Source organism: Sphingomonas soli NBRC 100801, from assembly GCF_001591025.1.
GTDB classification, from domain to species: Bacteria; Pseudomonadota; Alphaproteobacteria; order Sphingomonadales; family Sphingomonadaceae; genus Sphingomonas; species Sphingomonas soli.
Map to the genome: position 1 here is coordinate 119,126 of NZ_BCTZ01000003.1, position 18,051 is coordinate 137,176.

The window sequence follows — 18,051 nt, forward strand, 5'->3', positions numbered from 1 at the left end:
GCTTGGGGTGATGGCATCGTTCGCGGCGCAGTGGTCCCCGGCACAAGGCCGGGGTGACGAAGGGATTTTGGATGGCTGACGACTCTATTCTCTACACCCGCGACGGCGATGTCGCGGTGGTGCGGCTTAACCGGCCGGACGAGCTCAACGCGCTTACGCTCGACATGCTCGATGCGCTGCGGGCTACGTTCCGGCAGGCGGTGGCCGACGGCGCTCGGGCGGTGTTGCTGACGGGCGAGGGCCGGGCATTTTGTTCGGGCGCGTCGCTCAAGGGCATGGACAGCCGCGGAGGCGATGCGGGCGACCGGCTTCGCAATCACTATAATCCGCTCCAGCAGACCATGGCGGACCTGCCCATCCCGATCGTATCGGCGGTCAACGGCGCGGCAGCGGGCGCGGGCGCATCGCTGGCGCTGGGCGCGGACATCGTTATCGCTGGGAGCAATTCCTACCTGCTGCTCGCGTTCGCCAATATAGGACTGGTCCCCGATGCCGGCGCGACCTGGCTGATCGCCAAGGCGGCAGGGCGTGCCAAGGTGCTGGAGATGGCGCTGTTGGGAGACCGGCTGAGCGCGCATGACGCCAAGGAAGCGGGGCTGGTGACGCATGTGGTGGACGAAAGCGCGCTGTTCGAGACCGCGATGGGATATGCGCGCCGGCTCGCCGCCATGCCCACGGTCGCGCTGGGGATGATCCGCAAGCAGGTGAAGGCCGCGCTTAGCGGAACGCTGGAGGAGGCGCTGGCGCTAGAGGCCGAGCAGCAATCCGCCGCTGCCCGCAGCCAGGATTTTCAGGAGGGCGTTGCGGCGTTCCTTCAGAAGCGCAAGCCGGAGTTCAAGGGTAAGTGACCGACAAGCCGACGCTCGATCAATGGTCCGCCGCCGCCTCGAAAGAGGTGAAGGGGCGTGATCTGACCTGGCACACGCCCGAAGGTATTGCAGTCAAGCCACTTTACACACAGGAAGATGTGGCTGGAATCGATCCCGGCCTGCCCGGCTTTGCGCCGTTCACGCGCGGCGTGCGCGCTTCCATGTATGCCGGGCGGCCCTGGACGATTCGGCAATATGCCGGCTTCTCGACCGCCGAGGAATCGAACGCTTTCTATCGCCGCAACCTCGCGGCGGGGCAGAAGGGGCTGAGCGTTGCGTTCGATCTCGCGACGCACCGTGGCTATGATAGCGATCATCCGCGCGTCACCGGCGATGTCGGGAAGGCGGGCGTCGCGATCGACAGCGTCGAGGACATGAAGATCCTGTTCGACGGGATTCCGCTCAATCAGATGAGCGTGTCGATGACGATGAACGGCGCGGTGATCCCGATCCTCGCCTTCTTCATCGTCGCGGGCGAGGAGCAGGGCGTCGACAAGAGCCAGCTCGACGGGACCATTCAGAATGACATCCTGAAGGAGTTCATGGTCCGCAACACCTATATCTACCCGCCCGAACCGAGCATGCGGATCATCTCGGATATTTTTGCATATACGTCGGCTAATATGCCGAAATTCAACAGCATTTCTATTTCCGGCTATCACATGCAGGAAGCCGGCGCGACGCAGGTGCAGGAGCTCGCCTTCACGATCGCTGACGGCATGGAATATGTGAAATACGGCGTCGCCAGCGGGCTCGACATCGACAAGTTCGCAGGCCGGCTGAGCTTCTTCTTCGCGATCGGCATGAACTTCTTCATGGAAATCGCCAAGCTGCGCGCGGCGCGCGTGTTGTGGCACCGGGTGATGACCCAATTGGGCGCGAAGGACGAGCGCTCGAAGATGCTGCGCACGCATTGCCAGACCAGCGGCGTCTCGCTGACCGAGCAGGATCCGTACAACAATGTGATGCGCACCACGATCGAGGCGATGGCCGCGATGCTGGGCGGCACGCAAAGTCTGCATACGAACGCCCTCGACGAAGCCATTGCCTTGCCGACGGATTTCTCCGCCCGAATTGCGCGCAACACCCAGATCGTCATCCAGGAAGAAACCGGGATGACCAAGGTCGTCGATCCGCTCGGCGGCTCTTATTATGTCGAGGCGCTGACCAAGGAACTGGTCGACAAGGCGTGGGAGATCATCGAGCGCGTCGAGGCCGAAGGCGGCATGGCGAAGGCGGTGGCGGCGGGCTGGCCGAAGCAGATGATCGAGGAGGCCGCGGCGGCAAGCGCTGCGCGCATCGATCGCGGCGAGCAGGTGATCGTTGGCGTCAACAAGTACCGCAAGGCCGATGAGGATGCGATCGAAACGCTCGATATCGACAATCACGCGGTGCGCGATGCTCAGATTGCGCGGATCAACCGCGTGAAGGCGAGCCGCGACGAGGCTGCATGCCAGGCGGCGCTGGAGGCGTTGAAGGCTGGAGCTGCCAATATTCCTCTCCCGGCGGGAGAGGGGGACCAGCCGCAGGCTGGTGGAGAGGTGGTCTCCGCGAATACGGACCTTGGCGTTGGTGGAGAATACCCCTCCACCGCTTCGCTGTCCCCCTCTTCCGCCGCGAGAGGATTGAAGAACAACCTGCTCGAGCTGGCCGTTACTGCTGCCCGGGCCCGCGCGACGCTGGGCGAAATCAGTTCGGCAATGGAGGCGGGCTTTGGCCGCTATGGCACCCAGCCGACGCCGGTGCAGGGCGTTTATGGCGGCGCCTATGCCGAGGATAAGCGCTGGGAGCGGCTGAAGCAGGGCGTTTCCGCGACCGAGCGTCGCCTTGGCCGCAAGCCGCGCATGCTTGTCGCGAAGATGGGCCAGGACGGGCATGATCGCGGTGCGAACCTTGTCTCGTCCGCCTTTGGGGATCTTGGGTTCGAGGTGGTGCCGGGTTCGCTCTTCCAGACGCCGACCGAGAGCGCCGCGCTGGCGATCGAGAAGGACGTCGATATCGTCGGCGCGTCCAGCCTTGCTGCCGGTCACAAGACGCTGATCCCGGAGCTGATCAAGGAGCTTCAGGCCGCCGGCCGGGCGGACATCAAGGTGATCGCGGGCGGGGTCATCCCTGCGCGGGACTATGAGTTCCTGCGCGATGCCGGGGTGCAGGCTATCTTTGGACCGGGCACGAATTTGCTCCTTGCGGCGGAGGAGGTCCTGCGCTTGCTGGGCCACAACATGCCCCCCGCAGAGGAAACAGCAGAATGAGCGATTTCAAGCCCGAAACCCTATCGATCCATGCAGGTACTGCGCCCGATCCGACCACCAAGGCGCGGATTACGCCGATCTATCAGACCGCGTCCTACCTGTTCGACGATGTCGATCACGCCTCGCGCCTGTTCAGCCTGCAGGAATTCGGGAACATCTACACCCGGATCATGAACCCCACCAACGGTGCGCTGGAAGGCAAGATCGCCGCGCTGGAGGGCGGTCAGGCGGCGCTGGCCGTGGCATCGGGCCATGCCGCGCAGTTCCTGGCGTTCCACACCATCATGGAGCCCGGCTGCGAGCTCGTGGCGGCGAAGAAGCTCTATGGCGGCTCGCTCAATCAGCTAGGCCAGAGCTTCCGCAAGATGGCGTGGACCACGCATTTCGTGGATGCCGACAATGCCGATAACGTCGCCGCCGCGATCAACGAGAATAGCCGCGCGGTGTTCATCGAAAGCCTCGCCAACCCGGGCGGCGTGGTTCAGGACATCGAGGCGATCGCCAAGGTGGCGCATGCAGCCGGCATCCCGCTGATCGTCGACAACACGATGGCGACGCCGATCCTGTGCCGCCCGATCGAGCATGGTGCCGACGTGGTCGTACATTCGACCACCAAGTTCCTGAACGGGCACGGCAATTCGATCGGCGGCGTGATCGTCGACGCCGGCAATTTCGATTGGGCGAAGGGCGGCAAGTTCCCCGCGCTCAGCGAGCCCAACGCCTCCTATCACGGCACGACCTTTACCGAGGCGTTCGGCAACCTTGCCTTCATTCTGGCGACCCGCACGCTGGGTCTGCGTGATCTGGGCCCGGCCATGGCGCCGATGAACGCCTTCCTGACGCTCACCGGCATGGAAACGCTGGCGTTGCGCATGGAGCGGCATTGCGACAATGCGAAGAAGCTTGCCGAGTGGCTGAAGGCGCATCCGGAGGTGAGCGGCGTTTCCTATGCCGGGCTGCCCGACGATCCCTATCACGGTCTTGCCCAGCGCTATCTGGGTGGCAAGGGCGGCGCGGTTTTCACCTTCCGTCTGAAGGGCGGCTATGACGCGGGCGTAAAGCTCGTCTCGAACGTCAAGCTGTTCAGTCACCTCGCCAATCTGGGCGACACGCGCTCGCTGATTATCCATCCGGCATCGACCACGCACAGCCAACTGAGCGCCGAAGAGCTGGTGCAGGCCGGGGCAGGGCCGGACGTGGTTCGCGTGTCCGTGGGCATCGAGCATATCGACGATCTCATCGCCGATTTGACGCAGGCGCTGGCTGCGTGAGCGCGGTCCGCACCGACTGGAGCCGCGAAGAGATCGCGGCCCTGTTCGACCTACCTTTTGGCGAGCTGATGTTCCGCGCGCAGTGCGTGCACCGCGAATATCATGCGCCGGATGAAGTGCAGCTGTGTACTTTGCTGTCGATCAAGACGGGCGGCTGCCCGGAGGATTGCGGCTATTGCTCGCAGAGCGCCTATGCCGAGAGTGACGTCAAGGCCGAGAAGTTGATGGACGTCGAGGCGGTGCTCGCCTCGGCGCGTGAGGCCAAGGCGGCGGGGTCGCAGCGTTTCTGCATGGGGGCTGCTTGGCGCAACCCCAAGGAGCGCGACATGCCCAAGGTCGCGGCGATGGTCGCGGGCGTGCGCGCGATGGGGATGGAAACCTGCATGACGCTCGGCATGCTCACCTTCGAGCAGGCGCTGCAGCTCAAGGATGCGGGCCTCGATTACTACAACCACAATATCGATACCTCGCCTGAGAAATATGGCGAGATCATCACCACGCGCACCTTTGGCGATCGGCTGGAAACGCTGGAGAATGTCCGCGAGGCGGGCATCAACGTGTGCTGCGGCGGGATTGTGGGAATGGGTGAGACGCGCGGCGACCGGGTGGGCTTTGTCCACGCGCTTGCTACGCTGCCGCGCCATCCCGAGAGCGTGCCGGTCAACGCGCTGGTGCCGGTGAAGGGCACGGTGCTGGGTGATATGCTGGCGGGTACGCCCCTGGCACAGATCGACGATATCGAGTTTGTCCGGACGGTCGCGGTGGCGCGCATCACCATGCCCAAATCCATGGTGCGGCTGAGCGCGGGGCGCGAGAGCATGTCCGAGGCGACACAGGCTTTGTGCTTCATGGCCGGAGCGAATTCGATCTTCACCGGCGACAAGCTGCTCACCACCGGCAATCGGGGTGGCAGCGCGGATGCCGCGTTGTTCGCCAAACTTGGATTGACACCGTTGGTGGGCGAAGAGCCTGCCCGCATGGAGGCCGCAGAGTGATTTTTGGTTCGTTGTTATTGCTGGCAGCGGTGCAGGACCCGTCGTTCGACTGCGACAAGGATGAGACGCAGCTCGCGCTCAACTTCTGCGCCCGCAAGGATTTTGAAGAGACCGATGCCGCGCTCAACGTGCAGTGGAAAAAGACCTATGCCGGGATGAAGGCGCAGGACGGGGAATATGACATGGATCGCCGCCCGAGCGACAAAAGCCTGAACGCCGCGCCCCAGCTGCTCGAATCTCAGCGCGCGTGGCTGAAGTTCCGCGACGCCACCTGCGAGGCTGAGGGTGCGGGCTATCGCGGCGGATCGATGCAGCCGCTCGTCATTTTCCAGTGCCGTACGAAGATCACCAAGGAGCGCATCGCGCATCTGGAGCAGCTGATCGAGGAATACTGATGTTCAAGAAGATCCTGGTCGCCAATCGCGGCGAGATTGCATGTCGCGTCATGCGGACCGCCAAGAAGATGGGGATCGCCACCGTGGCGGTCTATTCGGATGCCGATGCGCGTGCGCCGCACGTGCTGATGGCGGATGAAGCGGTGCATATCGGTGGCTCGCCGGTGGCCGAGAGCTATCTGATCGCGGACAAGATCATCGCGGCGTGCAAGCAGACCGGCGCCGATGCGGTGCATCCTGGCTATGGCTTCCTGTCCGAACGGACCAGCTTCGCCGAGGCGCTGGCGGAGGCGGGCATCGCGTTTGTCGGCCCGCCGGCCAATGCGATCGCGGCGATGGGCGACAAGATCGAGTCCAAGAAGTTGGCGATGGAAGCCGGGGTCAACGTCGTGCCGGGCTTTGTCGGCGAGATCGACGATACCGAGCATGCCGTCCGCATCGCCAACGAGATCGGCTATCCGGTGATGATGAAGGCCTCGGCCGGCGGCGGCGGCAAGGGCATGCGGCTGGCCTATAGCGAACAGGACGTCCGCGAAGGCTTTGAGGCGACCAAGCGCGAGGGCCTTGCCAGCTTCGGCGACGACCGCGTCTTCATCGAGAAATTCATCCTCAATCCGCGCCATATCGAGATCCAAATCCTGGGCGATAAGCACGGCAACATCCTGTATCTGAACGAGCGCGAATGCTCGATCCAGCGCCGCCACCAGAAGGTGGTCGAGGAAGCGCCGTCGCCCTTCGTCACGCCCAAGATGCGCAAGGCGATGGGCGAGCAGTGCGTCGCGCTGGCGCGTGCGGTGGGCTATCATTCGGCGGGCACGGTCGAATTGATCGTCTCGGGCGCGGACAAGACGGGGGAGAGCTTCTACTTCCTTGAGATGAACACCCGCCTGCAGGTCGAGCATCCGGTGACCGAAGAGATCACCGGCATCGACCTGGTCGAGCAGATGATCCGCGTAGCGGCGGGCGAGCCGCTGTCGATCCGCCAAGAGGATGTGGGCATCAACGGCTGGTCGATCGAAAACCGCGTCTATGCCGAGGATCCCTATCGCGGTTTCCTGCCGTCCACCGGCCGCCTGGTCAGCTATGCGCCGCCGCAGACGGGCGAGGGCGTTCGCGTCGATGATGGCGTGGTCGAAGGCAGCGAGATCTCGATGTTCTACGATCCGATGATCGCCAAGCTGATCACCCATGGTGCGACCCGCGAGGAAGCAATCGACAAGCAGATCGAAGCGCTGGATGCCTTTCGCATTGATGGCATCGGCCACAATGTCGATTTCCTCTCGGCGCTGATGCAGCATCCGCGCTTCCGTTCGGGCGAAATCACCACCGGCTTTATCGCGGAGGAATATCCCGAGGGCTTTACCGGCGCGCCTGCTTCGGAAGCGCTCAAGCGCAAGCTGGCCGCGGTCGCGGCGCTGGTCGATCTGGAGCGTTCGGAGCGGGCGGCGTGCATCTCGGGCCAGCTGGCCGATACGATCGAGATCACCGGCGAGCGCGTCGTGCTGATCGACGGCGAGCGCATCCACGTCAATGACGAGGGGGGCGAGCTGATCGTCGATGGCGAGGCGATGGAAGTCGACACCGACTGGCAGCTGGGCGATCCGCTGTTCGTCGCGGAGATTGACGGCGCGCCGTTGTCGGTCGCGATCGAGCGCAAGCGCGGCAAGTGGAAGCTGACGTCGCACGGTGCCTCGCACCTCGTCGAGGTGCTGCCGCCGCACATCGCGCAATATCGCCACCACATGATCGAGAAGATTCCGCCCGACATGAGCAAGTATCTGCTCGCGCCGATGCCGGGCCTGCTGACCCGCATCCATGTCGCCGCCGGCGACCGGTGGAGGCGGGCCAGCCGCTCGCCGTGGTCGAGGCGATGAAGATGGAAAATATCCTGCGCGCCGAGAAGGCGGGCGTGGTGAAGGCGGCGAATTTCGCGGCGGGGGACAGCCTAGCGGTGGATGCGGCAATTCTCGAATTCGAATGAGGCCGTGCGCTGGGACGAGCTTTTCGCCCCTTTGTGCACAGCTTATTCACAGCTTTACGCACAGCGGTGGGTGTGTCCGAGAATCAGCGCGGCCACACGCCGCTTGACGTGTGGGGCGGGCATCCCTAATGCCCGCGCTTCGCCGCGCTGGCCCCTTCGTCTAGCGGTTAGGACGTCGCCCTCTCACGGCGAAAACACGAGTTCGATTCTCGTAGGGGTCACCAGAACGCAGTTCTTCGGCAATCCGTGACATTTGGCAGAACTACGCGAGCGCCGGTCAGGCGTGACCCGCCTGGCTCCCGAAATTGCGCAGGAAGGTGCTGAGTTCCACTTGGCCGCGAACATGCAGCTTCGCATATATCGCCGTCACTTGGGATCGGACGGTCGGGAGACCCACCCCGCGTTTCCTTGCAATCGTGGCGGGGCGTTCCCCCTGTGCCAGCGATAGCGCGACTTCGGCTTCGGCTGGGGTCAGGCGATAATCCTCTAGCAGCATGGCCAGCTGCGTCGCTTCGTCACAGCCCGGCTTCAGCAATATCAAGATCGCGGGCCGTGGGCCGAATAGCTCCCGGCCGCGAGGAAGCGGCTGTACTTCGACGGTGAGGCACGAGCGCCAATCAGCCGAACGCAGCAGGAAGGGCTCCGGTGGGACGGCCATCGGCGTCTCAGCTGCCATCGCCGCGCCAATCGCACTATCGAACGCAGCGGAGCCCTGTGCCGCCACGGCGATTGGTCGGGCATCCCGGACCGACAGGAGCGTCCCTTGCGACAATATTGCCTCTCCGGCGCGTGACGCCAGGATCAGGCTGCCGCGCTCATCCAATAGCAGCGCAGCTTGCCCGGTCGCGTCAAACGCCTGGACCATACCGCTGGCGGCCGCCGCGCCGATGGCGGATTGAAGCTGCACCGCAGATCGTACGATCGGCATCAGTTCGCGGAACGCGGCAAATGCCTTCTCATCCATCGCGCCCTCCCGGGAGGTGCGGGTTACCGACATGCGCACCATCATGGTGTCCCGCCGCAGCAATACCGCCTGGCAATTGTGCGCTAGATCATAGGGGTCGAAAAACTCGCGATAGATCTGATCGTCGCCGAAGCGGCGCGTTCACGTAATCCTGATCGGCGACCGGCACCATGAGGGGCGCGGCCATGCCCGCACGCAGGCGGGGGTTGGCCGCAGGGTCACCAAGCCCGTGTTCCTCCGCGACATCGGTGGCTGCCAAGCTGGGAGGTCCAGTTGCCGAAGTGACCAACCCGGATGCGGGCGCGTCGCGGTTCAGAAGGCGGCGCGCACCCCCGCGAAAAAGCTCCTCCGCTCCACGGGGAAGTAGATCGCGCTTGCGGGCGTATAGGCGATTACCGCGGAGACATCGCCCGCCGCCTTGCGGTTTCCGAGATTGCGGACATCGGCGAACAGCGTGAGGCGCTCGCCGATCCTGGCCTGCGCAGCAGTCCCGAACAGCACATAGCCGTCCGCACGGAAGCGATTGGCATAGTCCGCCAGCGGCCCTTCGGGCACCCATTCCACATTGGGAGATATGCTGAGCGCTTCGCTTCCCAAGCGAAGCTCGGTGCGGAAAAGGTGGCGGGGGATCACGGGCAGGCGATTGTCCCCGAACTGCGCGTCCCCGACGAAGCGGAAGTCGCTGAACTGATAGATCTGGCGCAGCCGCGCCCATTTGCCGAGATCCAGATCGAATCCGGCCTCGAGACCCTGATGCCGTGTGGTGCCCGCGTTGAATGTGGAGGCAGGAATGGTGCTCGACACGGTATATTGCAGCAGCTCGCCGCGCAGATCGGCGCGATACCCGCTGATATCGAAACGCAGCGGACCGATGGCGCCGCGCGCGCCTATCTCTGCTGTCCATGCGCGTTGCGCGTTCAGCGGAACGAAGCTCGCCACCTGCGCCAGCTCGATAAACCCCGGCAGCTCATGGCTTCGGCTGAAATTGGCATAGAGTAGTACATCTCGCGCGACTTCGTAGAGCAGCCCGAACTTGGGGGAGAGTTGCTCGAAACGCCCGCGCCCAGAAGTGATGACCGGGGCATGTTGGTCCTGCCGGCGGACGCCCGAGGTGTAGATCGCGCCAGCGATGAGCGTCAGGCCGGGCAGGGGGCGGACGCGCCCTTCGGCATAGGCGTCGATCGTCCGTGCATGCTGATCGGCGCGGAAGGTGGGGGCACCGCGCTTGCCGTTCACATTCACATAGCGCTTTGAATCGACCGTGCCGAAGCGCGCGGTGATCCCGGCGACCATTCCGAATGCCCCGAAATCCTGTTCAAGCCGCGCGTAAGTGCCCCAGTCGAGCGACTTCTGATCCACCACCTGATAGATCGGGTGATACAGCTTCTTGGAATTGAGAAACGCACCCAAGTCCAGTCCGCCATCGCCGAAGGCGAAGCTGGTGCGGTTTTGCAGGCGGATCGAATCCACGTTGCGATGCTGGTCTCCCGCGAAGGAGCCGGTCCGTGGCCGGGATGTCGCGACCGCATAGGTAAGCGCGCCGGGCAATTCCTGATCGATCGACTGGACGGCGGCGTAGAAGCGCGTTTCGATGGCGTCGGTCAGGCGGATGCCCAGATTGCCGGCGAGCCGCAGCGCGCGGCGGCGCGCATGCTCGCGGTCCCCGTTCGAAAGGTCGCCCGCTACCGCCAGATAGGCGTCTCCCCGCGCGTCGGCGAAGCCCAGGCTGGCAAAGCCGCGCAGCGTATCAAAGCTGCCGCCGTCCATCCGCATTGTCACACCCCGGGCGCTGCGGCCCGTGGGCGTAACGCCGTTGATCGCGCCGCCCAGCGTGGACGCGCCGAAGCGCAGCGCGTTGGCGCCGCGAAACACTTCGATATGCTGGAGAAAGCTTGGGTCGAGTTCCTGGAAATCGCCGTTATCGTCGGCCAGGTTAATCGGCACACCATCCTGCAGCAGCGTCAGCCCGCGCATGTGATAGCCACGGCTGATCCCCGATCCCCGGAGCGAGATCCGCACCTCCTGTCCGAAGCGGGGTTGGGAATAGACGCCGGGCGAGAAAGCGAGTGCGTCGCGCAGCGATACGGTTTCGCGGTTCTCGAAATCGGTGGCGGGCACGACGTTTGAGCCACCGGGCGTCTCGCGGACGCGCTGGATCGCCTCCTTGATCAGCCGTTCGGCGCTGACGACGATCTCGTCTTCGGAGGGGCGTTGTTGGGCGAGGGCGGGCAAAGCGGCAAACAGGCAGGGTGCGCCGATCAGGGCGCGAAGCATTCTCGGCATGGGAATTCCTGGCATGACTGGAGTACGCGCGGGTGCGCGGCGATGAAGTCAGGCGCGGAAGGGCGGTCCGGTCGAAAGCGGGGGCGGGGCGGCGAGGCCGTGTCCGGGCGTAACGGACAGCAAGGGCACGAAGACAGCTGGCGCGGCCGGAACCGGTGCAAGCTCGGGCAACGGATCGGTGGTGGCGAGTAACTGGGCAGCCGCCGCGAAGGCACAGGGCTGATCGGATGGTTGCTTTTGCTTTGGCGGCTTGTTGCCGAGCGCCGCTTCAAGCAGCGCCTTGCCTTCGGCCATGGCCTGAGAATCGACCGCGTTGCACCAGCCAATCGTGATGCCGGCGGCGCGGGCTTCGGGCATCCAGCCAGCGGGGAATTTCAGCAGCAGCGCGCAGGCGATCAGCAGCAGCGCCATGCGCCGCCCTGCCGTTCCGTTATGTTTCCGCCGCTTCATTGCTGCGGCCATTCGCTCAGGATCGCGTGGAGAGCAAGTGGACGATTTGTCCATCCTGCAGAACTGCGAAGATCATCCGCCAAGCAATTGTCTTTGGTGGATCGATTCAATAGCGTTGCGGGAAAGGGGGGGATCCGATGAAAAAACTGATCGTAACGGGCTTGATCGCGGCGCTGGTCGCAGGGGCTGCGGGTGCCATGTCGCTGCAGGCGGACCCATTCGAAACCGCGCGCTACGATATCGGCATCAAGAAGAATGCCGAGGCGCTGGTGATCATCGATAGCGGCGCGTTCGACATCAATTTCCAGACCGAAGAGGGCTATTCGCTGCTCCACTACGCCGCCGATGCGGGCAATCTCGAGATGGTGAAGGCGCTGCTGGCACGGGGGGCGAACCCCAATCTGAAGACCGCGCGCGGATCGACGCCCTATGAAATGGCGGGCGTCGCGCTGGTGAAGGCCGAACTGGGCCGAGCGATGAAGGCAGGCACCGCGCCTGCACCCGGACAGGCGTCGGCGGCCGGAGCGCCAGTCCAGGATGCCTCTAAGGGCGGCAACGGCATTTGCGCGACGGTACGCGCCGAGAAGATCAATGACGGCCGCCAGCCGAGCATGCGCCCGTTCCTGCGCGCCAAGGACAATGTCTGGTACAACCAGCCCGAGGAGCTGGCGCTGCTGCTAGAGGATTGCGTGGGCGCGAACGACAAGGACCAGTACGGTTCGACGCTGCTCCATATCGCGGCGGACCGCGACCGGGTGGAAGCGGCGAAGGTGCTGATCGCGCAGGGCGCGAGCAAGACGATCCGCGACAAGGACGGCAAGCTGCCCGCCGATTACGCGACTTCGCCCGAGATGAAGGCGCTGCTCGGGCCGGCAAGCCCGGCCAAGCCCGCGACCGGCGCGGCCGCCAGCCGCAAGGTGGAATGCGAGCAGAAATACCGCGCGGATGCGGCGCTCTGTTCGGACAGCACGTGCAAGATGAGCGCGAACCGGCGTTGGCAGCAATGCCTGAACACCGGAAGCTATTGGTAGGAGGTCGGCTCAGCCGGTGACGGGAAGGCGCAGCGCGCCGTCTTCCTCGTAATGAAGCTCGCTATAGGCGGTGACCGCCGATAGCGGCAGATCGGCATAGATATGCGGGAAGAGCTGGCCGCCGCGCGATTCCTCCCACCTCACCGCATCGCCCAGCGCTTCGAGATCGACCGCGGCGAGCCACAGCCCCTCCTGTCCGGCGAAATGCTTTTCGAGCGTTTCCTGGAGCTGGGCTGCGGTGGAGAGGTGGATATAGCCGTCGGCGAGGTCCACTGGCGCGCCCTTGAAGATGCCCGATTCGAGCTCGGTCATCTGGGCGCTGGTGAGGACTTTATAGGCGGTGGCTTCGGGCATCGGTCGCTCCTCTCCGACTGGTATAACGTCAGCGGGACAGATCCCACTCGAACCGTCATCCCCGCCAAAGCGGGAAACGAGAGCACCAAACGCATCGCGCTGAACCCTGGGTTCCCGCTTTGGCGGGAATGACGTTGAGCGCATCTGCACGCCGTGGACCGAGCGCGAGCCCGCGTCCACTGTGGGGTGTCATTCGTCGTCGGCCGGACCCGCAGCCAGATCCTCGCCGGTGTCGCCATCGGGCGTGGGGGCATCGGCGACCGGGCCATCGGCCAGATCGACTTCCGCTTCGTCCTCGCTCTCTTCGATCCGGGCGGCCGAGACGACATGCTCGTTGTCGGCCACGTCGAACAGCTTCACGCCCGATGCGTTGCGGCCGATCACGCGGGTGTCGCCGACCGACATGCGGATCAGCTTGGCCTGATCGGTGACCAGCATGAGCTGTTCGCCGTTATGCGCCGGGAAGCTTGCGACCACAGGGCCGTTGCGCTTGAGATTGTCGATATTGGTGATGCCCTGACCGCCACGATTGGTCTTGCGATATTCATAGGCGGACGAGCGCTTGCCATAACCGTTGGCGCAGACGGTGAGGATGAACTCCTCATTGTCGGCGAACTCAGCCATCCGCTCGGGGCTGAGGGTGACTTCGCGCTCGCCATCCTTCCACGGCGCGGCCTTGAGATAGGCATCGCGCTCCTCGGTGGTGGCGTCGAACGCGCGCAGCACCGAGAGGGAGATAACCTCATCGTCCTCGCCCAGGCGAGCGCCGCGCACGCCGGTCGAATCGCGGCTCTGGAACTCGCGCACGTCGGTCGCGGCGAAGCGGATCGCCTTGCCCTGACGGGTGGCGAGCAGCACGTCGTCGTCCTCGGTGAGCAAGGACACGCCGATCAGGCGATCGTCCGAGCCTTCCTCGAACTTCATCGCGATCTTGCCCGACGAGCGGATGTTGGCGAACGCATCCATCGAGTTGCGACGCACCGAACCCTTGGCGGTCGCGAACATGACATGGAGCGCGCCCCATTCGTTCTCGTCCTCCGGCAGCGGCAGCACGGTCGAGATCGTCTCGCCATTGGCCAGCGGCAGCAGGTTGATCATCGGCCGGCCCTTGGTGGCGGGGCCACCCTCGGGCAGGCGCCAGACCTTCAGGCGATAGACCTTGCCATGGTTCGAGAAGAACAGCACCGGCGTGTGCGTCGAGGTGACGAACAGGTTGGTGATGATATCCTCGTCCTTGGTCGCCATGCCGGCGCGGCCCTTGCCGCCACGGCGCTGCGCCCGGAACGTGTCGAGCGGCGTGCGCTTGATATAGCCTTCGAGGGTCACGGTGACGACCATGTCCTCGCGCTCGATCAAATCCTCGTCCTCGATGCCATCGGCAGCGGCGGCGATCTCGGTGCGGCGCGGGGTCGCGTACTGATCGCGAACGGCGGTCAGCTCTTCGACCATGACTTCGTAGAGCTTCGCGCGGTTACCGAGGATCTCAAGCAGCTCGGCGATCGTCTCGGCGAGCTTTGCCAGTTCGTCGCCGATCTCGTCACGACCGAGGCCGGTGAGGCGGTGCAGGCGCAGATCGAGGATCGCGCGGACCTGGATATCGCTCAGGCGATAGACATCGCCCGTAATCTCGGTTTCGACTGCTTCGACGAGACGGATGTACGACGCGATCTCGGCGATCGGCCATTCCCGCATGAGCAGGCGTTCGCGGGCGACGGCGGGGCTCGGCGAGCCGCGGATGATCTTCACAACCTCGTCGAGATTGGTGACGGCGATCACCAGGCCGAGCAAGATGTGTGCGCGGTCACGCGCTTTGGCGAGCTCGAACTTCGAGCGGCGGGTGATGACCTCTTCGCGGAACCTGACAAAGGCCTCGACGATGTCGCGCAGGTTGAGCAGCTCGGGGCGGCCACCGCGGATCGCCAGCATGTTCGCCGCGAAGGAGGATTGGGCGGGTGTATTGCGCCAGAGCTGGTTGAGAACGACTTCGGGGGTAGCATCGCGCTTCAGATCGATGACGATGCGCACGCCTTCGCGGCTCGATTCGTCGCGAATGTCGCTGACGCCCTCGACGCGCTTTTCCTTTGCCGCTTCCGCGATCAGCTCGACCAGGCGGTTCTTGCCCTGCTGGTACGGGATCTCGGTCAGCACGATCGAACGGCGTTCGCCGCGCTGCTCGGTCACGTACTTGCTGCGGACCATGATCGAGCCGCGCCCGTTCTGGTACGCCGAACGGCAGCCCGAGCGGCCGAGGATCGTTCCGCCGGTCGGGAAATCCGGACCGGGCACGATCTCCATCAACTCGTCGATCGTGATCGCGCCATTCTCGATATATGCGAGGCAGGCGTTGATCACTTCTCCCAGATTATGCGGCGGGATGTTGGTCGCCATGCCGACGGCGATGCCGCCGGCGCCGTTGACCAGCAGATTGGGGAAGCGGGCAGGGAGGACCGAGGGCTCGCTCTCCGAGCCGTCATAATTGTCCACGAAATCGACGGTTTCCTTGTCGATATCGTCGAGCAGCGCCATCGCCACCCTCGCCAGCCGCGCTTCGGTGTAGCGCATGGCGGCGGGCGGATCGGGATCCATCGAGCCGAAATTGCCCTGACCATCGATCAGCGGCACCCGCATCGCCCAATCCTGGGCCATGCGTGCCATCGCGTCGTAGATCGAGCTGTCGCCGTGCGGATGGTATTTACCCATCACGTCACCGACCAGGCGGGCGGACTTGCGATAGGCCTTGCCCGGCAGATAGCCGCCTTCCTGCGCGGCATAGAGGATGCGACGATGGACGGGCTTCAGACCGTCGCGCACATCCGGCAGCGCACGCGCCACGATCACGCTCATCGCGTAATCGAGATAGCTGGTCTTCATCTCGTCGACGATCGAGATTGGGGTAATGTTCGAAGGGTCGGCGAGGACGGTCTCGTCGGTCAAATCTCAGGTTTCCGATTGGCTAGGTTTCAATCACACCGCCCTAGCCGCCCCGTTCGCGGCTGCCAAGCCTCGCGTACGCACATGTACGCGCGCACGCGGGCGCATGCGCGCGAGAGGGCCTTCGGAGAGGCGGATTTTGAACCTCATCATTCAATTCGCGTTCAGCCCCTGTGCGGCAACGGGACCGGAGATGCGCTTGTGTGGCGCGTCGCGGCAATTTAGAGGGCAGGCAAAACCGTCCGCGTTTCCCCTTGAGGAGAGTTCCCCATGACGTTCGTTTCCAAGCTCGCGATGGCCGCTGTGCTTACCCTGGGCACCGCTGCGCTTGGCGCTTCACCCGCAGCGGCCCAGAAGAACGACAAGAAGAACGAGAAAAAGGGCCAGAGCGGGCCCGATCTGAACGTGAGCCCCGAGTATCGCAAGGCGGCGGCTGCGGCCGAAGCCGCGCTTGCGGCTAAGGACTGGGCGACGATGGACACCAACCTAACCGCAGCGGAAGGCCTCTCCAAGAACGAGGATGAGAGATACTACGCAGCCGTGCTGCGCCTGAAGCTCGAACTCGGACGCAACAACGAGGACGGGCAGCTCAAAGCGCTCAATACGCTGATCTCCAATCCGAAGACGCCTCCGGAGAACGTGAAGCTCTACGGCGCGGTGTTCAACTACCAGCTTGGCGTGCGCGCTTCGAAGGCGAAGAAGCATGATGAGGCGATCGCCTATATGCTCAAGGCGCGCGAATATGGCTCGACCGAGGTCGACGTGCCGATCGTCCTAGCCAATGCCTATGCCGCGCAGAACAAGAACGTCGAATCGATCGCCGAACTCGAACGCGCCATCGCGATCGCCAAGGCGAAGAGCGGCAAGGCGCCGGAGGCTTGGTACCAGTTCGCGATCCCGCGCGTGAACGCCACGGGCGATCGTGCGGCGATGGCTTCATGGCTGTCGCGCTTCATCACTGAATATCCGACGCAGAAGAACTGGCAGTGGGCGGTGCAGGTCTATCGCAGCACAGCTCCGGCTGGCGCGAACGCCAAGGTGGAGCGGATCGATTCCTTCCGTCTGCTGCGCGTAACCAACAGCCTGCCCAATCGTGGCGAATATGCGGACTATGCTTATGCGGCACAGCAGGCAGGTCTCCCCTGGGAAGCGGTGTCGGTGATCGAGGAAGGCCGCAAGGCCGGCAAAGTGTCCAAGGACGATGCCGATGTGAACAAGACGTTCACCGCGGCCACCAACATGGTAAAGACCGAAGGTTCGCTCGATGTGCAGGCGAAGCAGGCCGCCGCGGCGAAAGACGGCAAGGCTGCAATGCAGACTGGCGACGCGCTCCTCGCTTCGGGCGCCTATGCCCGTGCAGTAGAGCTGTACGACCTGGCGCTGAGCAAGGGCGGCGTGAACGCGGACGAGGTGAACCTGCACCGCGGCATCGCATACCAGCAGCTCGGCCAGAAGGATCAGGCGCGCACTGCCTTCGCCGCAGTGCAGGCTGGGCCGCTCGCCAACCTTGCGACGCTCTTTACCACCTCGCTCGACTTGCCGCCGCTCAGCTGAGCCGTGGTGACGAGCCGATAAGCAAAGGGCGGCCCTGACGGGCCGCCCTTTTTGATTCCAGCGATGCAGTAATCGGGAGGCGTGCGCTTCGCGAGCCGACCGATCGCGACTGTTAAGGAACGGGAACGCCGGGCAGCGCCTTCGACGTGCGGATCGTCAGCGACGTCTTCACATGCTCGACATTGGGTGCCGTCGTGAGCTTGGTGGTCAGGATCCGTTGGAAGCTCTGCAGATCGGGCGCGACGATCTTGAGGATGAAGTCGATTTCCCCATTCAGCATGTGGCATTCGCGCACTTCGGGAATTTCGGCGACAAGTTGCTGAAATGCCTGGAGGTCGCTTTCCGCCTGGCTTTTCAGGCTGACCATCGCGAACACCGTGAGATTATAGCCGAGCGCAGCCGGATCGAGCGCCGCGTGATAGCCGGTGATCGCGCCCGATTGCTCCAGCGCGCGAACGCGGCGAAGGCAGGGCGGGGCGGTAAGGCCGACCCTTTCGGCCAGCTCAACATTGGTCATCCGGCCATTATCCTGGAGCAACGAAAGAATCCGGACATCAATGTCGTCGAAACCCATATTTGCCCCTGGCTGTTGATTCGTGTCCAATTGCTGCGCTTAGACATAATATAATTACGCCGCAACGCAATTGTCCCACATTGAGCCGTATCGAAATCGCCTGTTCCGGATGCGCGTTTCACCAGTTAAAGAATCGTTACGGCGCGC

General features: G+C 64.0%; 13 protein-coding genes, 1 tRNA gene and 1 pseudogene. 9 read left to right on the plus strand and 6 right to left on the minus strand.

Features of this window, described 5'->3' with window-relative positions:
- Nucleotides 1-71 precede the first annotated feature (71 nt).
- From SSO01S_RS02305 to SSO01S_RS02335, 7 genes and pseudogenes are all read left to right on the plus strand, one after another.
- Entirely contained in the window at nucleotides 72-848 is a 777-nt protein-coding gene (locus SSO01S_RS02305) for an enoyl-CoA hydratase-related protein (RefSeq protein WP_066794567.1), read from the plus strand.
- Nucleotides 845-3,121: a methylmalonyl-CoA mutase gene (scpA, locus tag SSO01S_RS02310; RefSeq protein ID WP_066794570.1), complete on the plus strand. Its 2,277-nt coding sequence runs from the start codon at nucleotides 845-847 to the stop codon at nucleotides 3,119-3,121. The genes SSO01S_RS02305 and scpA overlap by 4 nt, the downstream gene beginning before the upstream one ends.
- The gene (locus SSO01S_RS02315) at nucleotides 3,118-4,392 is read left to right on the plus strand and encodes an O-acetylhomoserine aminocarboxypropyltransferase (RefSeq protein ID WP_066794574.1); all 1,275 of its coding nucleotides are present in this window, start codon (nucleotides 3,118-3,120) and stop codon (nucleotides 4,390-4,392) included. Before scpA ends, SSO01S_RS02315 begins: the two co-directional genes overlap by 4 nt.
- Nucleotides 4,389-5,387, plus strand: a complete 999-nt coding sequence (gene bioB / locus SSO01S_RS02320) for a biotin synthase BioB (RefSeq protein WP_066794577.1) — start codon at nucleotides 4,389-4,391, stop codon at nucleotides 5,385-5,387. The genes SSO01S_RS02315 and bioB overlap by 4 nt, the downstream gene beginning before the upstream one ends.
- Complete coding sequence (locus SSO01S_RS02325) at nucleotides 5,384-5,782, plus strand: lysozyme inhibitor LprI family protein (protein ID WP_169798302.1); 399 nt, start codon at nucleotides 5,384-5,386, stop codon at nucleotides 5,780-5,782. Before bioB ends, SSO01S_RS02325 begins: the two co-directional genes overlap by 4 nt.
- A pseudogene (locus SSO01S_RS02330) lies at nucleotides 5,782-7,763 on the plus strand (acetyl-CoA carboxylase biotin carboxylase subunit). Before SSO01S_RS02325 ends, SSO01S_RS02330 begins: the two are co-directional and overlap by 1 nt.
- A 149-nt stretch (nucleotides 7,764-7,912) precedes the next feature.
- Nucleotides 7,913-7,987, plus strand: a tRNA-Glu gene (locus tag SSO01S_RS02335).
- 53 nt (nucleotides 7,988-8,040) lie between these two features.
- Here SSO01S_RS02335 and SSO01S_RS02340 read toward each other — a convergent pair.
- The 3 genes from SSO01S_RS02340 to SSO01S_RS02350 form a co-directional block, all read right to left on the minus strand.
- Nucleotides 8,041-8,727 carry a helix-turn-helix transcriptional regulator gene (locus tag SSO01S_RS02340; protein WP_169798303.1) on the minus strand — a complete coding sequence of 229 codons (687 nt, stop codon included), beginning with the start codon at nucleotides 8,725-8,727 and terminating at the stop codon, nucleotides 8,041-8,043.
- 312 nt (nucleotides 8,728-9,039) lie between these two features.
- A complete protein-coding gene (locus tag SSO01S_RS02345; protein ID WP_157073594.1) occupies nucleotides 9,040-11,010 on the minus strand; it encodes a TonB-dependent receptor family protein in 1,971 nt (656 codons plus the stop codon).
- A 48-nt stretch (nucleotides 11,011-11,058) separates the two neighbouring features.
- Nucleotides 11,059-11,460 (minus strand): hypothetical protein, encoded by a 402-nt coding sequence (locus tag SSO01S_RS02350; RefSeq protein ID WP_157073595.1) that lies wholly within the window; start codon nucleotides 11,458-11,460, stop codon nucleotides 11,059-11,061.
- Nucleotides 11,461-11,597: 137 nt separating this feature from the next.
- On the opposite strand from SSO01S_RS02350, the gene SSO01S_RS02355 reads away from it, so the two are divergent.
- Complete coding sequence (locus SSO01S_RS02355; protein WP_066794592.1) at nucleotides 11,598-12,491, plus strand: ankyrin repeat domain-containing protein; 894 nt, start codon at nucleotides 11,598-11,600, stop codon at nucleotides 12,489-12,491.
- Between the two features lie 9 nt (nucleotides 12,492-12,500).
- On the opposite strand, the gene SSO01S_RS02360 is transcribed toward SSO01S_RS02355, so the two are convergent.
- Nucleotides 12,501-12,845, minus strand: a complete 345-nt coding sequence (locus SSO01S_RS02360; RefSeq protein ID WP_066794595.1) for a DUF952 domain-containing protein — start codon at nucleotides 12,843-12,845, stop codon at nucleotides 12,501-12,503.
- Nucleotides 12,846-13,034: 189 nt separating this feature from the next.
- Nucleotides 13,035-15,779, minus strand: coding sequence for a DNA gyrase subunit A (gyrA, locus tag SSO01S_RS02365; RefSeq protein ID WP_066794598.1), 2,745 nt, complete (start codon nucleotides 15,777-15,779; stop codon nucleotides 13,035-13,037).
- A 267-nt stretch (nucleotides 15,780-16,046) separates the two neighbouring features.
- Between gyrA and SSO01S_RS02370 the strand changes: the two genes are divergently transcribed.
- A complete protein-coding gene (locus SSO01S_RS02370) occupies nucleotides 16,047-17,330 on the plus strand; it encodes a tetratricopeptide repeat protein (RefSeq protein WP_066794601.1) in 1,284 nt (427 codons plus the stop codon).
- Between the two features lie 112 nt (nucleotides 17,331-17,442).
- On the opposite strand, the gene SSO01S_RS02375 is transcribed toward SSO01S_RS02370, so the two are convergent.
- Nucleotides 17,443-17,904 (minus strand): Lrp/AsnC family transcriptional regulator, encoded by a 462-nt coding sequence (locus SSO01S_RS02375; RefSeq protein ID WP_066794603.1) that lies wholly within the window; start codon nucleotides 17,902-17,904, stop codon nucleotides 17,443-17,445.
- Nucleotides 17,905-18,051: the final 147 nt, after the last annotated feature.